Origin of the sequence: Streptomyces sp. NBC_01288, from assembly GCF_035982055.1 — a bacterium.
Classification (GTDB): Bacteria; Actinomycetota; Actinomycetes; order Streptomycetales; family Streptomycetaceae; genus Streptomyces.
Genome location: NZ_CP108427.1, coordinates 7,283,780 through 7,297,997 on the forward strand (window position 1 = coordinate 7,283,780; position 14,218 = coordinate 7,297,997).

Genomic DNA, 14,218 nt, shown 5'->3' on the forward strand with positions numbered 1-14,218 from the left:
TTCTTACCCGTGCGTCGAACGGGGTGAGGCGGAATCGACACACCCGCACCACGAATTCCGCCGAGGTGTGGCCGTCGTTTGAAGAGGGCCTTTGAGGCAACCCGGTAGATGAACCGACCGACTACGAGAGCCGGTTGACCAAGAACCCGGAAGGCACTCATGTCCACAGGCGTGATCATCGTTTTGATCGTGATCGTGGTCGGCGTGGTCGCTGCCGCGGCCGCCCTGGCGCTGCGTGCCCGAGGCGCGACCGGCGGCTCGGGCCTGAAGCGCCGCTTCGGGCCGGAGTACGAGCGGACCGTGGCCCGGCACGACGGCGACACGAAGGCCGCCGAGCAGGAGCTCGGCGCCCGAGTCCAGGAGCACGGTTCGCTGGAGGAGCAGCCGCTGGAGCCCGCGGCCCGTGAGCAGTACCAGGCCCGTTGGGCCTCCGCCCAGGAGCTGTTCGTTGACTCGCCCCGCCAGGCCATGTCCGACGTCGACCAGCTGCTCGGTGAGGTGGCCGGGGCCCGCGGCTTCCCCGACGTAGACGAGTACGAGAAGCAGTTCGACGCGCTGTCCGTGCACCACGCCCACCACGTCCACGGCTACCGGCGCGTGCACCGCGTCGTCACCGCGCGGACGAACGGCACACCGGAGAGCCAGGCCGGCACCGAGGAGATGCGCGAGGCCATGCTCGAAGCCCGCGCCCTCTTCGACGACCTGGTGAGCGACGACAGCCGTAACGGCAACGCGCACGGGCGCGGCGGCCGCCACTCGATCGGCGCATCCAACAAGCAGGCACTGAAGGGGAGTTGAGCTATATGTCCGACGCGATACGGCCGACCGGCGACAACACGGACGCGAGCAGGAGCACGAACGCGGAGCGCGCCGACCGCAAGGAAGCCGACAGGACCATGGACAAGACCGCCGAGCAGCGGGATGCCGAGAAGGCGTCGCGTGAGTCCGGTACCGCGACCGGGTCCGGCACCAAGCCGTTCGGCAGCAGGACCGGCGACGACAAGTCCACCGACGGCAGGACCGGCGACAGCAGGACCACCGACGACAAGTCGGCACCGCGAGGCTCCGAGAAGGTGACGCCGCTCGGCTCGTCCGAGAGGACGCCGACCGCATCGACCCCGACGACGACATCGACGACCTCGTCGCGTGAGACCGACCGGGCGATCCCGAGCCCGCGCACCGGCGACACGACCGGCACCGAGCGCTCGGACCGTACCGACCGCTCCGAGCCGTCGGCCCGCCCCGTGCACGCCCCCGAGCCCGCCCCGGCCGTCGCCAGCGGTGCCGCCTCCGGCAACGGACGGCGTGTCCCGCAGGACGCCGAGAACGGCAGCCTGCTGGCGCACGACGAGAGCGACAAGTTCAGCCTGCGGCTCCAGCACGCGGTCACCGGGTTCGTCGACGAGCCCCGGTCCGCCGTGGAGGAGGCCGACCACGTACTGGAAGAGGTCGCCGCCCGCTTCACGGAGGCCGTCACCAAGCGCCGCGCCACCCTGCACGGCTCCTGGGAGTCCAAGGGCACCGACGGCTCGGACGACACCGAGCAACTCCGCCTGGCCCTGCGGGACTACCGCGAGCTGACCGAGCGGCTGCTACACATCTGACCCGTCAGATCCACCTGTTCCGTCAACCGCCCGGCGCTCCCGCCACTCCCGCGCGACCTCTTCGACGTCGTAGGGCTTCATTCCCAGCGGGGGGCCGGGCGGCGGCTTGAACATCATGTCGCGGATCTTCACGTTGACTTCGGTGATGATCTGCCGTGCGATCCGCTCCGAAGGGGCCGAGTACGCCGCAGCGAGGGCGTCCTCGGCCTCTTTGCGCAGGGCCAGCGTCGGCGGCAGCACGGAGATGCCCTCGCGGGCCATCTTCTGCTTGATCCACCACAGTTCGTCGTACGTCGTGTCGGCGCCGGACGGCAACGGCTTGCCCGCACCCGGTAGTCGGGCGAACTCTCCGGCCCGCTCGGCTTCCCGGATCTGCCTGTCGACCCAGGACTCGAAGGACACACCCGGTGGCTTTCGCTCGGTCATGACTTCAATTGTGCCGGACGCGGTGGCGCCGGGCGATTTATCATGCGCCCGCTGCTGTAAGGACACTTCATAGGGGAGCGCACGTGCTCGAACTCACCATGGCCTCGGTCTCCGGGACGGACGAGGGCGCCACGGCCGGCATGCTGATGGCCGACGCGCCCAGTGACCCGGGCGCGGTGCTGCGGGTGGGCCGCGACGAGACGGTGTGCCGGCTGGTGACACCGGACGACTGGCTGTTCATCTCGCGGGTCCATCTGGAGTTCCTGTGCGGACCCGAGGGCATCTGGCAGGTGAGCTGGCTGAGAGGCTCCCAACCCGACCCGTCCTCCGAAGTACGCCTGATCGTCGGCGAGTACGCCCAGACCGTCGGCTACGGCGGCAGCGTGCCGTTGCCGCGCGGCGGGAGCGGCGAGATCGTCATCCAGGACCGCACCGGGCCGCGCAGCGTCAACGTCGGCTTCTATCACGAGGGTTGAGACCCCGGGAGGGCCCGGAGAGCCGGGAGGGCCGGAAGGGTGCTAGGCCAGCACGCGCGCCAGCGCGAAACCGTCGTAGCCCTTCTTGCCCACCGTCTGGATCGCCGTCCCCGACAGGCGCGCGTGCGAGCCGATCAACTCGATCGCGGTGCGCGTGCCTTGGACGTCCGGTGACGTGTTGTCCGGGTCGGCCACCCGGCCGCCGCGGACCACGTTGTCGATGATGATCAGGCTGCCGGGGCGGGTGAGTTTGAGGGCCCACTCCACGTAGTGCGGGTTGTTGACCTTGTCGGCGTCGATGAAGACCAGGTCGAAGGGGGCTGGGTTCTCGGCGGTCTCGTCGGCGAGTTGGGCCAGGGACTCCAGGGCCGGGCCCACCCGTACCTCGACGATCTTGTCCAGGCCCGCGCGGGCGAGGTTGCGGGTGGCGACCTCCGCGTGCTTCGGGCTGTACTCCAGGGAGATCAGCCGGCCGTCGGCGGGCAGCGCGCGGGCCAGCCAGATCGTGCTGTAGCCGCCGAGCGTGCCGATCTCCAGGATGCGCGAGGCGCCCTGGATCTGGGCCAGGAGGTGCAGCAGCTTGCCCTCGGCGGCGGACACCGCGATCTGAGGGAGGCCGCCGGCCTCGCTGTCGCGCAGGGTCGCCTCCAACACCTCGTCGTCCGGGGCGAGTTGGCTGATGAAGTAGTCGTCGACGTCGTCCCACACCTGTGACTCGCTCATGTGCTCGTGCCTTTCGTCATGTCCAGCAGTGTGTCCAGCAGTGTGTTCAGTGACAGGGGCCGACCACCCGTGCCGGCTCCCCGAGTCAACTACCCGGCGCGCGCGTCGGCGGAGGTGGAAACGCCGGGGGCGGTGGGATCTCCGGCCGACGCGTCCGCCGGGATCGCCGTACGGCCAGCAGGACGCCGGTCGTCGTGAGGACCGCCAGGCCCCCGCCGATCGTCAGCAGCCATGCCGGGACGCCCGCGACCTTGCTCAGGTGGTCCTCGTAGATCACCTGCTGGAACGTCGCGTCCGTCGCCGTGCGGCGCAGCAGGTGGTCGCCGGTGATGCGGGACGGGTCGGGGAACTCCTGGTTCACGGCGGTCAGGAACGGGGTGCCCTTGGCGAGGGCGGCCAGTGGGCCGGAGGTGGTGGTGACGCGGCCGGCGTAGGCGACCTGCGGCTGCGAGCCGCCGATCGTGCTGCTGAGTTTCATGCGGTGCGCGGCGAAGATGTACAGGCCGAGCGACTGCGGGGTGCCGGCCAGGCGGGACAGGCGCATCGGGTAGACGGGGGACTCGGCGGCGAAGGTGAGGTGCAGGGGGTCGAGGGCGCCGTTCAGGGCCGTGCCGGCGGTCGCGGGGGCGAGGCGGATGGCCACGTACTCCCAGCGCTGGTCGACGTACGGCTGAAGGGCCTGGTCAAGGCGGGACGGCAGAACGAACCCGTTCGTGTGCAACCAGTCGCCGAGCGCGTCCGGGTCGGTGGCCGTCAGCCGGGCCACGTCGAAGGGGCCGAGCCGCTCACGGCCGACCACGCCCACTCCGGGAGCCGTCACGGCGCCGGGCGGGGGGCCGCCGCCGGCGCCGCCGGAGACGAGCGGCCAGTCGCCGTCCTGGGGCCAGAAGTGCGAGCGGGCGCGGTGCACGGGCGCGGTGAGCGTGTTCAGCGCGTCGAAGAGCTTGGGGTCGGCGAGCGTGGCCGTCGCCCGGTGCGGCACCGGCATGATCCACGCTGCCTGGCGCGCGTCCCCGGAGACAGTGAGCCGCATCACGATCTGCTCCTGGCGCCCGTCCCAGCGCACCACGGACGCCTCGCGTCCCACCGCCACCTGTTGCGAACCGCCCGGCACCAGGGCGCCGCAGCCGCATGCCCAGGCCGGGGACACCAGCGATCCGAGTTGCAGGGCGAACAGCGCCAGGACGACGGCCGTCACGCGCGCGCGTGCCCGCCCCCGCCCCTGCCTCCGCAAGGACTTCAGTAGTGACCCCCGCGGCGAAACGATCAGTAAACCGATCATGTCCACAAGCTATCGGGCCGTCGGGCCGGTCGGAAGCGCGTAGTTATTTGCCGTGTCCAGGCAACCGGGGGCCGACTATCGTCATCCGGACAAAAGGAGGGCGGACGTCAGGTGAAGGGGGGGTTGCCTGCGTCTCTCCCGCAGGGGGTGCGAACCTCATAGGGTTCCCAGAGGGAACAACCACGCGCGTGATCGCGTGGGACGAGCGGGGCGGAGGCCTACGAGGCGTGGCGAACGTGGAGCACAGCGGGGGACCGGCGGGAGCCGCGGGAGCATTCGGGTCGAGTGCCGCCCAGACGGCCAGGGCACGGCTGCGTGTGGCGCGCCTGGGTCTGTGGCTGGTCGCCGCGGTCCTCGCCGTACGGCAGGTGGCCGTGGTCCTCAGCACCCCGCAGGGGGACCGGCTGACCGACCTGGAGACCTGGGTCGGACCGAACGGCGTCCTTCATGTGAAGGGCTCGCTGTACGACTCGACGCAGTTCACCGGCACCCCCTTCGGCGGGCTCGTCCTCAAACCGCTCACCCGGGCCGCGGAACAGGCCCTCGGCTGGGGCTGGACCTTCGGCACGCTGCTGCTGGTCGTCGCGCTCGGCCTGGTCGTCTCCCGCGCCCTGCCCAAGCCCGTCACCCGCCGTGCCTCGCTGCTCGCCGCGCCCGTCGCGATCAGCCTGCTCATGCTGTCGCTGCCGGTGCGCAACACCCTCTGGCTCGGCCAGACCAGCATCATCCCGGTCCTGCTCGTCCTGCTCGGCTGCTTCACCGTGCGCGGCGAGCGGTCCAGCGGGGTGCTGATCGGCCTCGCCGCCGCGCTCCAGCCGACCGTGCTGCTGTTCGCGCCGCTGCTGTGGTTCACCGGCCGGCGCCGGGCCGCCGTCACCTCCATGCTGACGTTCGCCGCGAGCGTGGCGATCGCGTGGGCCGCGATGCCGCACGACTCGTACACCTACTGGGTGCACCACATGGCCGGTGCCGGCCTCGGCGGCGCGGCCGACGGCCTGGGCAACCAGTCGCTGCACGGCGCGCTGCTGCGCCTCGGCCTCACCGGCCCGCTGGAGATCGGCCTGTTCCTGGCCCTCGGCGCGGCCGTCACCTACCTGGGCCTGCGCCGGGCCGTGCGGTACGCGCGTGACGGACAGCTGCTGCTCGCGGTCGCGATCACGGGCTGCGCGGCGATCGCGGTGTCGCCGACGACCTGGCAGCACCAGCTGCTGTGGGTGCTGCTCGCGGTGGTCGGCCGGGTCGGCAAGCGGGCCTCGGACCGCTTCGTGTGGCCGATCGCGGTGATCCTCGTGGTCACCCTGCCCGCGAAGATGATGCTGCCGAACATGGCGGCCCTCTACCCGCTGCGTGACAACGTCGTCCTGCTCATGGCGCTCGCCGCCGCGACCATGGTCCCGTTCCTGTCCCGCACCTCCGAGTACTACCGCCGCCCGATCCCCACGGAGTACGCCGAGCCGGTCCCCACGCGCTGGAAGCACGTCCCGCTGCTCCCGTTCCTGCGCCGCGTCCTGACCCGCCCGAACCTCCTCCTCGAACTCCTCCTGATCCGCGTCACCTACGCCGCCTACCAGCAGGTCCGCCTCGCGGCGACCGGCGGCACCAACTCGGGCGGCCGGGCCACGGCGGAACACCACGGCCACGAGATCCTCTCGATCGAGCGCTTCCTGCACATCGACATCGAGCACGCGGTCAACCACTGGGTCGTGAAGGTCGACTTCCTCAAGGACTTCTTCAACTTCTACTACGAGTCCTTCCACTTCGTGGTCCCCCTGACGGTCATGGCCGTCCTGTACTGGCGCCGCCCGGTCGACTACCGCTGGGCCCGCTCGGCCCTGGGCTTCGCCACCCTCCTCGCCCTGGTCGGTTTCTGGCTCTACCCGCTGGCCCCGCCCCGCCTGCTCCCCGGCCTCGGCATCATCGACACGGTCCACGGCGTCCAGGACTTCTCCAAGCCGGACTACGGCACCCTCACCGCCCTCACCAACCAGTACGCGGCGATGCCCTCGCTGCACTTCGGCTGGTCCCTGTGGTGCGGCGTCGTCATCTTCGCCCTCGCCCCCAAGTGGTGGATGAAGGCCCTGGGCCTCCTGCACCCCTTCTTCACCGTCTCCGCGATCGTCGCGACCGGCAACCACTGGATCCTGGACGCGGCCGGCGGCGCGGCGGTAGTCGCCGCGGGCTTCGGCCTGGCGTACGTCTTCCAGGGCCCGAGGGCACGCTCGCTACGGCCCAAATCGCTTGAGATCAACACCGAGTCGGAGCCGGAGACGGGCGACCGTATTCGGAGCTGATGCGGTACGGGGCGGTTGCTCCGGTCAGCCGCCCCGGATCAGGGCTCCCACCTCCCGCTTGAGGAGTGTGTCCTGGCAGAACTCGAAATGATCCACGCGGCGCAGATCGAAGACCTGCCTGATGCCACGCTGCCGGGCCAGCGCGACGACGTTGTTGAACCGATGCTCGAAATGGATCGAGAAGAACACCTTGGTCCTGTCGCTGATGGACCTGATGCGTTCGACGCGCTGGAAGAAGAGCTCGTACTGGCCGTCCGGCTCCCAGTAGTCCCACAGGTCCGCCGCATGGCGCTGCACCTGCCCCAGGTCCTTGCCGCTGATCTTGTGGAGGTACTCGCAGAAGTTCTGGAACTCCACGAGTTCTTCCGGGATCTGCGCTATTCGCTTCAGTTCGGCCAGCGGCTGATCCGGATTGAGGTGGGCCACCTTTCCCGAAATGACCATCGTGGAATGGTTGATGTTCGGGTCGAGCAGCAGGACCGACTTGATCTTCGGCTGCCGCTCCGGATGGTCCCGCCACAACTCGGCCAGGCGGAAGAGCATGTCGCAGCCAACGGAGAATCCCACCAGGGTGATGCGCTTGTACGGATACTGCCGGTGCAGGTTGTTGATGGCTCCGCTGATGAGATCGGTGTGGGCGACTATCCCGATGGGGCGATATCGGCCGTCTCTTGCTTCTTCCGCGTTGTGCCCGAACAGCGTGATGGCGGCCGTGTGCTGCCGGGCGACATTCATGAACGGCCGGAAGTCGTCCGCGTCGAGGCCGAGTCCGTGCAAGAGGACGACGAGATCGGACGACTCGGTACGGCGCTCCAGATACCAGAGCTGTCGCCCTATGACCGCGTTGTCCGACGGGAGATCCTCCTCGAAGTCGTCCGCGTGGATGTCGAAGAAGCGCTTCACGACCTCGCGTCGCATTTCGCGCCGGCGCTCGGCGAGGCCGCGCGCCCACCAGGCGAGGGAGGCGATGCCGGTGACGGCCAGGATCACCAGCGTGCCGCCGGCGATCACGTGGCTCCAAGTCCATCCGATCACGGCACGCGCCTCGTCGCTGTAGATCCCGATGGCAGCCCCCAGGGCGCCTCCGACCAGGGTGACGGCCGCTTTGCGCCGGGCGGCGAAGGCGACCGCGCGCTCGACCAGCGGCCAGTGCTGGATCATCGCCTCCAGCCCTGTCCCGCGAGCTCGGTGAACCCGTCGCGCACCGTCACGGTGCCCACGAAATGTCCGTCGGAGACATCCGCGACATGCAGTGGCTTCGGGCTCCCGTCCGGATAGGCGTGCACGACGCATCCCATCCGGGTCAGCGCGTGGCTGGGTTCCATGCTCAACAGCAGGCTCGGGTTCTCCATCGCGCCCACCACGGTCTCGATGATCCGCCTTGTGACGTCCTCGGTGTACTGGTAGAACACGAAGTTGCAGGTCACCACGTTGATGCGATGGGCTTCCAGGAAACCGGCCAGCGCGGGCAGGTCGAGGATGTCGAGTGGCTCCAACACCCGCTCGGTGTCCGCCGGTTCGGCCTGTTCCAGTGACCAGCGAACCTCCTCGAACCGCTGCTCGTAGTAGTCGGAGGGGCCGTGACAGGCCCGGACCCAGTCGAGCGTGGGCAGCGGCGGCCGGTCGACGCCGGCGACGAAGGCCAGCGGAATCCTTCGGAATTCGGGCGCCGCGGGCTGCCAGCGCAGGTCTTTGGCGAAGCGGTCGAATATCCGTCGGTTGTTCAGCTGGCGCGGCAGCAGCCCGATGCTGGTGCCGAGGTCGAGGAGCCGGACCCGGCGAAGGCGCCGGAACTCGGCGAAGGCTCCGACGACGAGCTGCGGCACCAGGAACCTGCGTGCTCCGGTGTACGAGTTGGAGCGGCTTTCCATCAGGCGGGTGATGTCGTCCGCCCGTTCCGCAAGAGCGCGTGCGAGGACGGGAGTACGCCGTGGCGGGGACAGCTCCGCGCGGAACACATCCGCGAACGCCGTGTCCTGGAGGGCGAGTTGACGTACGGCGATGCCGATCAGGGTGATGGCGTGGGTGTCGCTGATGTCGGGCCGCCGCGACCAGAGCGCGGCCAGCAACTCGTCGAGCCCGCCGGTCCGTTCGGACGCGGCCACCTCGCTCAGACACTCGTGGAACAGGGACCAGCCGTGGTTCCCCTGTTGGTGCCGCCCCATGTCGGTCAGGGTCTTGAGCAGTGACTCCTTGCGTGTGGAGAGCACGGTCCTGTCACTCCTTCAGAGACGAGAGGCGCGGCTCACGCGACCGCCATGCGGTTCGGCAGCCGCGACTGAGCGGGAGAACGCCCCCTCAGCGTGTAGTTCTCCGCGAAACGCTCCACCGCGTCGGACACCTCCGGTGACACCCCCAGCCGCCGTACCCCGGCCAGGGCCATGGGGATCAGCGTCCGGGCGAGCGTACGCAGTTCGGGGTCGGCCAGGCCGTTCCGCGCGGCGTTGATCCAGTCGTGACGCGAGGGAACCAGGGACGCGGCCCGGATGAGCGAGGAGAGCGCGTCGGAGTTGGTCCTGTCGTCCATGAGCGCCGCCACCACGGCTACGGGCACCACCCAGTCGTCGGCCGCCTGAGCGTCGATCATGCGCAACTCCAGGTGCCCGCAGGCGCGGACGGGCGGCACCAGCGACTTGAGATGGTGGAAGACGTCCTCGGCGCGTACCGCGCGCGGGCCCATGCCGCGCAGCCAGTGCCCGAGGGACAGCCCGGCGGGCGCGGACTCCCAGGTCGCCGCGTAGTCGTCCAACTCCTGTGCCCCGTAAGGGGAGGACAGCACGTGAGCGGGGCCCGGCCGGCGTATGGACACCACTTGTGCGTCGAACGCGTACCGGGTCCACACGCTGCGCGGATCACTGCCCGGAGGCAGCGGTCCGCTGCGGAAGCGGTCGGCCCGGAACCGCAGCAACTGCCGCCCGGAGACGGCGGAGGTCTCCCGTGGGCCGCACACCTCCAGGACGGGGGAGTTGGCGAAGACCGCCATCAGCACGGGCCCCAGGGCGTTGGCGATCAACCAGCGTCGTGAGCGTCCCCGCCATCCGTCCGAGCCGTCCCCGGCGTCCACGTTGACCTGCACGGACGCGGTGTTGCACAGCAGGGCGTCGCCGACGCCGCCGCGCTGCGCGTAATAGTCCTTCAGCGCCCGATAGCGGGGCAGCGCGACGGTGAACCGAGGGGGACGGCGGTCGAGGCCGGCGCCCAGGAGCCGCATCCCCGACAACTGGGCCCGGCTCCGGAGTACGGCCAGATCAGCGGCTACGGCGTCGATACAGCTCTGCAGCGAATTGCGGGGCGGGCCGCTCAACTCCAGCTGTCCACCGGGCTCCCAGGAGATCCGGCTCCCTTCCGGGAGCGGTTTCCCGGCCAGCCGGGCGATACCGGTGAGTTCCGCCGCGCTCGCCCGCCGTCCAGGATCGTCCACCGGCAGGACGAACCATTCCAGCTCCACGCCTATACGACCCACGCGCTCTCGCGACAGCGAGTGATTGAAGATCAGCCTTCTGGCGTCCAACTCACTCAACGCACTTTCCAATGAAGCACGCTCCCCCCGGACCGTTGGATCATTCAGGTAAGTCACAGGAATGTATTGGGTGCGGGTGCTCTTTACCCACGTCCAGGGGTGCCTGAAGCATGCCGACACAGCCTGGCCTAAAAATCCCGATTCCCGCACGTGTGGGTCGGGTATTGGGCTAGGGTCTGGGGTCTCTGGCAGTGGATTCATCATCCAGACCTTCGAGAGAGTGACCGATTTCATGACGACCGTTCCGCTTCCCGACCGTCTGGCTCATGAAAAATTCGGGCAGCTGACCTATTTGGAACGTGTGGCCGATTCTCCTGCGATCAGTATGTTTTTTCACGGTCTGGGGCTTGATGCCACTGACTATCAGGAGTATCTGGAGACACACGACACCCATGGGATCGCCGTCAGCCTGGCCGGTTATGCGCCGGGGCATGCGGACCCTCTTCCTCCGGTGCCGGCCAGTAGGCATGTCGAGATGGTCGCGGACTTCGTCGAGTGGATCGGCCGCGAGAATCCGCACAAGCGGATCATCTTGATCGGGTTCTCCCTGGGCGCTGACCTGGTACTACAGCTCGCGGAACACTGGACGGCCGCCCCCGTTCGCAGGTGCCCCCCGGTCGCCGGTGTTCTCCTGCTCGACCCCAATGTGAACCAGTCGACCATGACGATCTCGCGGCTCTTCGCATCCGCCGACCGCCGTGATCCCACCTCCGCGCTGAAAGAACTCGTGGGCCTGGCGAATGATCAGGCGGTGTTCCGGTCGCTGTGCAGTTATGCGCTCAAGATTACGTCGAAAGATTTCGGTCAGGTGCATCAACTTGCCACGGACATGATCCATTACTGGGACCCCGCGGGATACGATCAGTTCGGCGCTCGCGTCACCAGGGTGGCTGAAGTCGCGGACGTGGTCAAAGTCGTACTCTCGGCCGACTACGAAGAACATCTGGACGGTATGCGGAACGCGGTGCGGCGCCATGGTCTGAATTTGGCCAATGTCGAGCTCGCTATTACCGGACTCGGCCATTTCGATCTCATCGAGAATGATTTCCTCTCGCGCGAGCTGAAATCCATCGGCTGAGAACCGGTCCGCTGATCAACACCGAGTCGGAGCCGGAGACGGGCGACCGTATTCGGAGCTGATGCGGTACTCGCCCGCCGCGGGCACCGTCAGCCGGGTGAAGTCGCCGGCCTTGGTGAGGCAGGCGCCGTCGGCACGCAGCCACGGCGAGTACGCGACGCGGACGGTGACCGGCCCCGGCCGGGAGACGCGGACGACGAGATCGGCACTGGTCGTCCGCACGACCGTCCCCGGCTCCGACACCAGGGGTACGGCGTCCCGCACCCGGTAGACCCGCCAGTGGGCGTCGTGCCACACCGGCTCCAGCCAGGCGGGGCGCCGGTAACGGACCAGAGCCGCCTCGTCCTTCGCATAGCCGTCCGGGGTCGCCTCGGGCAGGACGACGAACCCGACGGCCCAGTGGTCCAGCCAGGCCCGGTAGGTGGCCGCGGAGAAGGTCCCGTCGTAGAAGAGCCGGGCGCGTTCCATGTCGAGCTGCCGGTTCCAGCCCCGGGCGAGATTGATGTGCGGCGCGAGTTCGGAGGCCTCGCGATGGTCACGGGCCGGCACGGCCTCGACCCGCGTACGACCGGACCCGAGCCCTTCCAGTTCGTGCACGACGGGCTGCGTGTCACTGGCCCAGGCCGGCACGACGGTCGAGACCTGGAGATCGTCGACGGTCTTCTTCCCCACCCAGGAGACGGAGAAGACGAGGGCGAGGATCACCAGATTGCGCCCCGAGCAGGAGAGCGCCCCAAAGGGGCGCGGGGAACTGCGCGCCCAGCCCCCACCGGCCCGCGCCGAAGAAACCACCTCTCTCGCGGAACGCATACGCGGTGCACCCAAAAGCACCGCCAGCAACACGGCCGGCGCGAACAACTCCGCGAACCGTTCCACATTCGTACCGACCGGCGACGGCACGAGATACGTCACAACAGTCCCCGCCGCGTACACCGCACCGCTCCACCGAGCCACCCGCCAAGCCCGCGGAGCCAGCGCGGCCACCGCAAGCCCTAACACCACCGGCGGCCAGATCCGACCAGGCGGCATCAACTGCTCACCGGTGAACGGAAAGAAGACGGTCGTCACGCCGACGACAAGCGCGGGCGGCACCATCAACCCGCCCGCCCGCCGCCAGTCCCGCACAACAAGAAACGCGGCCCCTACGACGGCCAGGAACAGCCCCGCGACAGGGCTGGCCATGGTGGCAAGGGCGGCGTAAATCGCCGTGAGGACAAGCCGCCGCTCCCGCGTGAGCTGCACGCACGCGGCGAGCGCGAGGGCGATACCGAGCGCGAAGGTCGTGCGGCCGGAGGCGACGTTGCACCACAGGGCGAGTGAGCAGAGGAGAGCGGGACCGAGCGGCCGGCGGATACCGGTACGGGTGACGAGGACCGCCGCCAGCCAGGAGGCGGCGAGCCCCGAGAGGACGGTCACCGTCCGCACACCCACCGCGGCCATCAAGTACGGGGAGATCAGGCTGTAGTTGGCGGTGTGCATCCCGCCGTACCAGAACAGGTTGTACGCCGATCTCCCGTGCTGCGAAGCGAAGTCGGCCCACGCGTCCTGCGCGGCGAGATCGCCCCCGCCGGTGGCGAGGAACGCCCACCACACGGCATACAGGGGGAGCGTGGGGAGCGTGGCGAGGAGGGGTAAGCGGTGGCGGGCACGGAAGTTACGGAGGAGTTGGTTCCGCTGCGGGGCCGTGTTCACCGGCCGGACCAGGTTGTGGTGTTCGGCGGGGAGCATGTGAACGGAGACGCGAAACACCTGGGAAACGTTCATCGGGGGCGGCCGGAGTCACCGGGACGAGTGACTCCGCACGCCTGCCGGTAGACAAAGGTCTCGCCCGTGCCACTGGTAATCAGCTTGGCGTCGACGTGACGTCCCTGCGTAAGATCACGGCCTTGACCGAGGTGAACACACCTGATTCCGGGGGGACTTGTGGGGATTCTGATGCGTGACTCCGTGCCGCGCAGAGCTACGGGCGTGGCGTTCGCCGCCGTACTGCTCGGCGGGGGAGCGGTCGGCTGCGGAGATGACTCCGCGGAGGAGGACTCCGCCAAGTTGGCGCCTGCAGCGGCCGTGGCGAAGGTCGCGGAGAACTCCGAGGACATCACCTCGCTCCGCTACCGGGTCACCGGGACCGTGCCCGAGCGGGGGCGCCTGACGGCCGAGGCGTCCATGAAGACGGAGAAGACGAAAGCGACGGCCATGACCATGAAGATGACCGTGACCGGCGCGCGTGCGAAGGGCGGGCTGGACATCCGGTTCGTCGACAAGGCGATCTACCTCGGCGGCAGCGACCTCGACCCGGCGATGTCGGGCGGCAAGAACTGGGTCAGGGCCGAGCCGGCCGTGTGGGGGCGTGGCGCGTCGAACAACAACTCCTATCGCGTGCTGCCCCGTTCGATGGAGGTGAGCCCGGTCGTGCAGTCCACGTTCCTGGCCGGTTCCAAGGACGTGCGGAGGATCGGTACCGAGACCGTCGACGGCACCAAGGCCATGCACTACCGGGGCACGGTCACCAGCCGCGACCTGCGCGCGGCCCAGAGCGCCGCCAAGGACAAGGCGACCCGGGACCTCCGCATGGAGCGGGTCGACCAGTTCGTGAATCAGGGTGTCGACGGCGCCCTCACCATGGACCTGTGGGTCGACGGCGACGACCACGCCAAGCGCTTCCGGGTGCGGGGCAGGACCATCCCCGCGCGGTACGACACCGACGGCGGGACACTCGACCTGACTGTCACCTTCCTCGACCTCAATCCGTCCGTGAGCGTCAAGACCCCGCCCGCCGAGGACACCACGGACACCGCCGAACTCTCCGGCTGACGGCCCG

General features: G+C 69.0%; 13 protein-coding genes. 6 read left to right on the forward strand and 7 right to left on the reverse strand.

Annotated features, from left to right (window positions below; translation table 11 throughout):
• Positions 1-159 precede the first annotated feature (159 nt).
• Together OG194_RS32975 and OG194_RS32980 are read left to right on the forward strand one after the other, a co-directional pair.
• The gene (locus OG194_RS32975) at positions 160-798 is read left to right on the forward strand and encodes a hypothetical protein (protein WP_327404405.1); all 639 of its coding nucleotides are present in this window, start codon (positions 160-162) and stop codon (positions 796-798) included.
• Positions 799-803: 5 nt separating this feature from the next.
• Positions 804-1,604 carry a hypothetical protein gene (locus OG194_RS32980; RefSeq protein WP_442811666.1) on the forward strand — a complete coding sequence of 267 codons (801 nt, stop codon included), beginning with the start codon at positions 804-806 and terminating at the stop codon, positions 1,602-1,604.
• On the opposite strand, the gene OG194_RS32985 is transcribed toward OG194_RS32980, so the two are convergent.
• Positions 1,593-2,030, reverse strand: a complete 438-nt coding sequence (locus tag OG194_RS32985; RefSeq protein ID WP_327404406.1) for a J-domain-containing protein — start codon at positions 2,028-2,030, stop codon at positions 1,593-1,595. The genes OG194_RS32980 and OG194_RS32985 overlap by 12 nt on opposite strands.
• An 83-nt stretch (positions 2,031-2,113) precedes the next feature.
• Between OG194_RS32985 and OG194_RS32990 the strand changes: the two genes are divergently transcribed.
• Positions 2,114-2,506: a hypothetical protein gene (locus OG194_RS32990; RefSeq protein WP_327404407.1), complete on the forward strand. Its 393-nt coding sequence runs from the start codon at positions 2,114-2,116 to the stop codon at positions 2,504-2,506.
• Positions 2,507-2,548: 42 nt separating this feature from the next.
• Here the strand turns inward: OG194_RS32990 and OG194_RS32995 are convergent, their stop codons facing one another.
• Together OG194_RS32995 and OG194_RS33000 are read right to left on the reverse strand one after the other, a co-directional pair.
• On the reverse strand, positions 2,549-3,229 hold the full coding sequence (locus tag OG194_RS32995) for an O-methyltransferase (protein WP_327404408.1): 681 nt from the start codon (positions 3,227-3,229) through the stop codon (positions 2,549-2,551).
• Positions 3,230-3,314: 85 nt separating this feature from the next.
• The gene (locus OG194_RS33000; protein ID WP_327404409.1) at positions 3,315-4,427 is read right to left on the reverse strand and encodes a DUF2330 domain-containing protein; all 1,113 of its coding nucleotides are present in this window, start codon (positions 4,425-4,427) and stop codon (positions 3,315-3,317) included.
• 311 nt (positions 4,428-4,738) lie between these two features.
• On the opposite strand from OG194_RS33000, the gene OG194_RS33005 reads away from it, so the two are divergent.
• Entirely contained in the window at positions 4,739-6,802 is a 2,064-nt protein-coding gene (locus OG194_RS33005; RefSeq protein WP_327407300.1) for a bifunctional glycosyltransferase 87/phosphatase PAP2 family protein, read from the forward strand.
• Between the two features lie 24 nt (positions 6,803-6,826).
• Here the strand turns inward: OG194_RS33005 and OG194_RS33010 are convergent, their stop codons facing one another.
• From OG194_RS33010 to OG194_RS33020, 3 genes are read right to left on the reverse strand one after another with little or no spacing between them, the layout of a single operon-like run.
• Entirely contained in the window at positions 6,827-7,963 is a 1,137-nt protein-coding gene (locus OG194_RS33010) for a hypothetical protein (protein WP_327404410.1), read from the reverse strand.
• A complete protein-coding gene (locus tag OG194_RS33015) occupies positions 7,960-9,012 on the reverse strand; it encodes a hypothetical protein (protein ID WP_327404411.1) in 1,053 nt (350 codons plus the stop codon). The genes OG194_RS33010 and OG194_RS33015 overlap by 4 nt, the downstream gene beginning before the upstream one ends.
• A 35-nt stretch (positions 9,013-9,047) precedes the next feature.
• Positions 9,048-10,250, reverse strand: coding sequence for a glutamate-cysteine ligase family protein (locus tag OG194_RS33020; protein ID WP_327404412.1), 1,203 nt, complete (start codon positions 10,248-10,250; stop codon positions 9,048-9,050).
• 292 nt (positions 10,251-10,542) lie between these two features.
• On the opposite strand from OG194_RS33020, the gene OG194_RS33025 reads away from it, so the two are divergent.
• Complete coding sequence (locus OG194_RS33025) at positions 10,543-11,400, forward strand: alpha/beta fold hydrolase (RefSeq protein WP_327404413.1); 858 nt, start codon at positions 10,543-10,545, stop codon at positions 11,398-11,400.
• Between the two features lie 15 nt (positions 11,401-11,415).
• Here the strand turns inward: OG194_RS33025 and OG194_RS33030 are convergent, their stop codons facing one another.
• A complete protein-coding gene (locus OG194_RS33030; protein WP_327404414.1) occupies positions 11,416-13,164 on the reverse strand; it encodes a hypothetical protein in 1,749 nt (582 codons plus the stop codon).
• Between the two features lie 171 nt (positions 13,165-13,335).
• Here OG194_RS33030 and OG194_RS33035 point away from each other — a divergent pair, with 171 nt between their 5' ends.
• Complete coding sequence (locus OG194_RS33035) at positions 13,336-14,211, forward strand: hypothetical protein (RefSeq protein WP_327404415.1); 876 nt, start codon at positions 13,336-13,338, stop codon at positions 14,209-14,211.
• Positions 14,212-14,218: the final 7 nt, after the last annotated feature.

Bases quoted from the DNA above. Each gene is read 5' to 3' on its own strand.
- OG194_RS32975 (WP_327404405.1), top strand. From the start codon at position 160: ATGTCCACAGGCGTGATCATCGTTTTGATCGTGATCGTGGTCGGCGTG.
- OG194_RS32980 (WP_442811666.1), top strand. From the start codon at position 804: ATGTCCGACGCGATACGGCCGACCGGCGACAACACGGACGCGAGCAGG.
- OG194_RS32985 (WP_327404406.1), bottom strand. From the start codon at position 2,030: ATGACCGAGCGAAAGCCACCGGGTGTGTCCTTCGAGTCCTGGGTCGAC.
- OG194_RS32995 (WP_327404408.1), bottom strand. From the start codon at position 3,229: ATGAGCGAGTCACAGGTGTGGGACGACGTCGACGACTACTTCATCAGC.
- OG194_RS33010 (WP_327404410.1), bottom strand. From the start codon at position 7,963: ATGATCCAGCACTGGCCGCTGGTCGAGCGCGCGGTCGCCTTCGCCGCC.
- OG194_RS33030 (WP_327404414.1), bottom strand. From the start codon at position 13,164: ATGAACGTTTCCCAGGTGTTTCGCGTCTCCGTTCACATGCTCCCCGCC.
- OG194_RS33035 (WP_327404415.1), top strand. From the start codon at position 13,336: ATGCGTGACTCCGTGCCGCGCAGAGCTACGGGCGTGGCGTTCGCCGCC.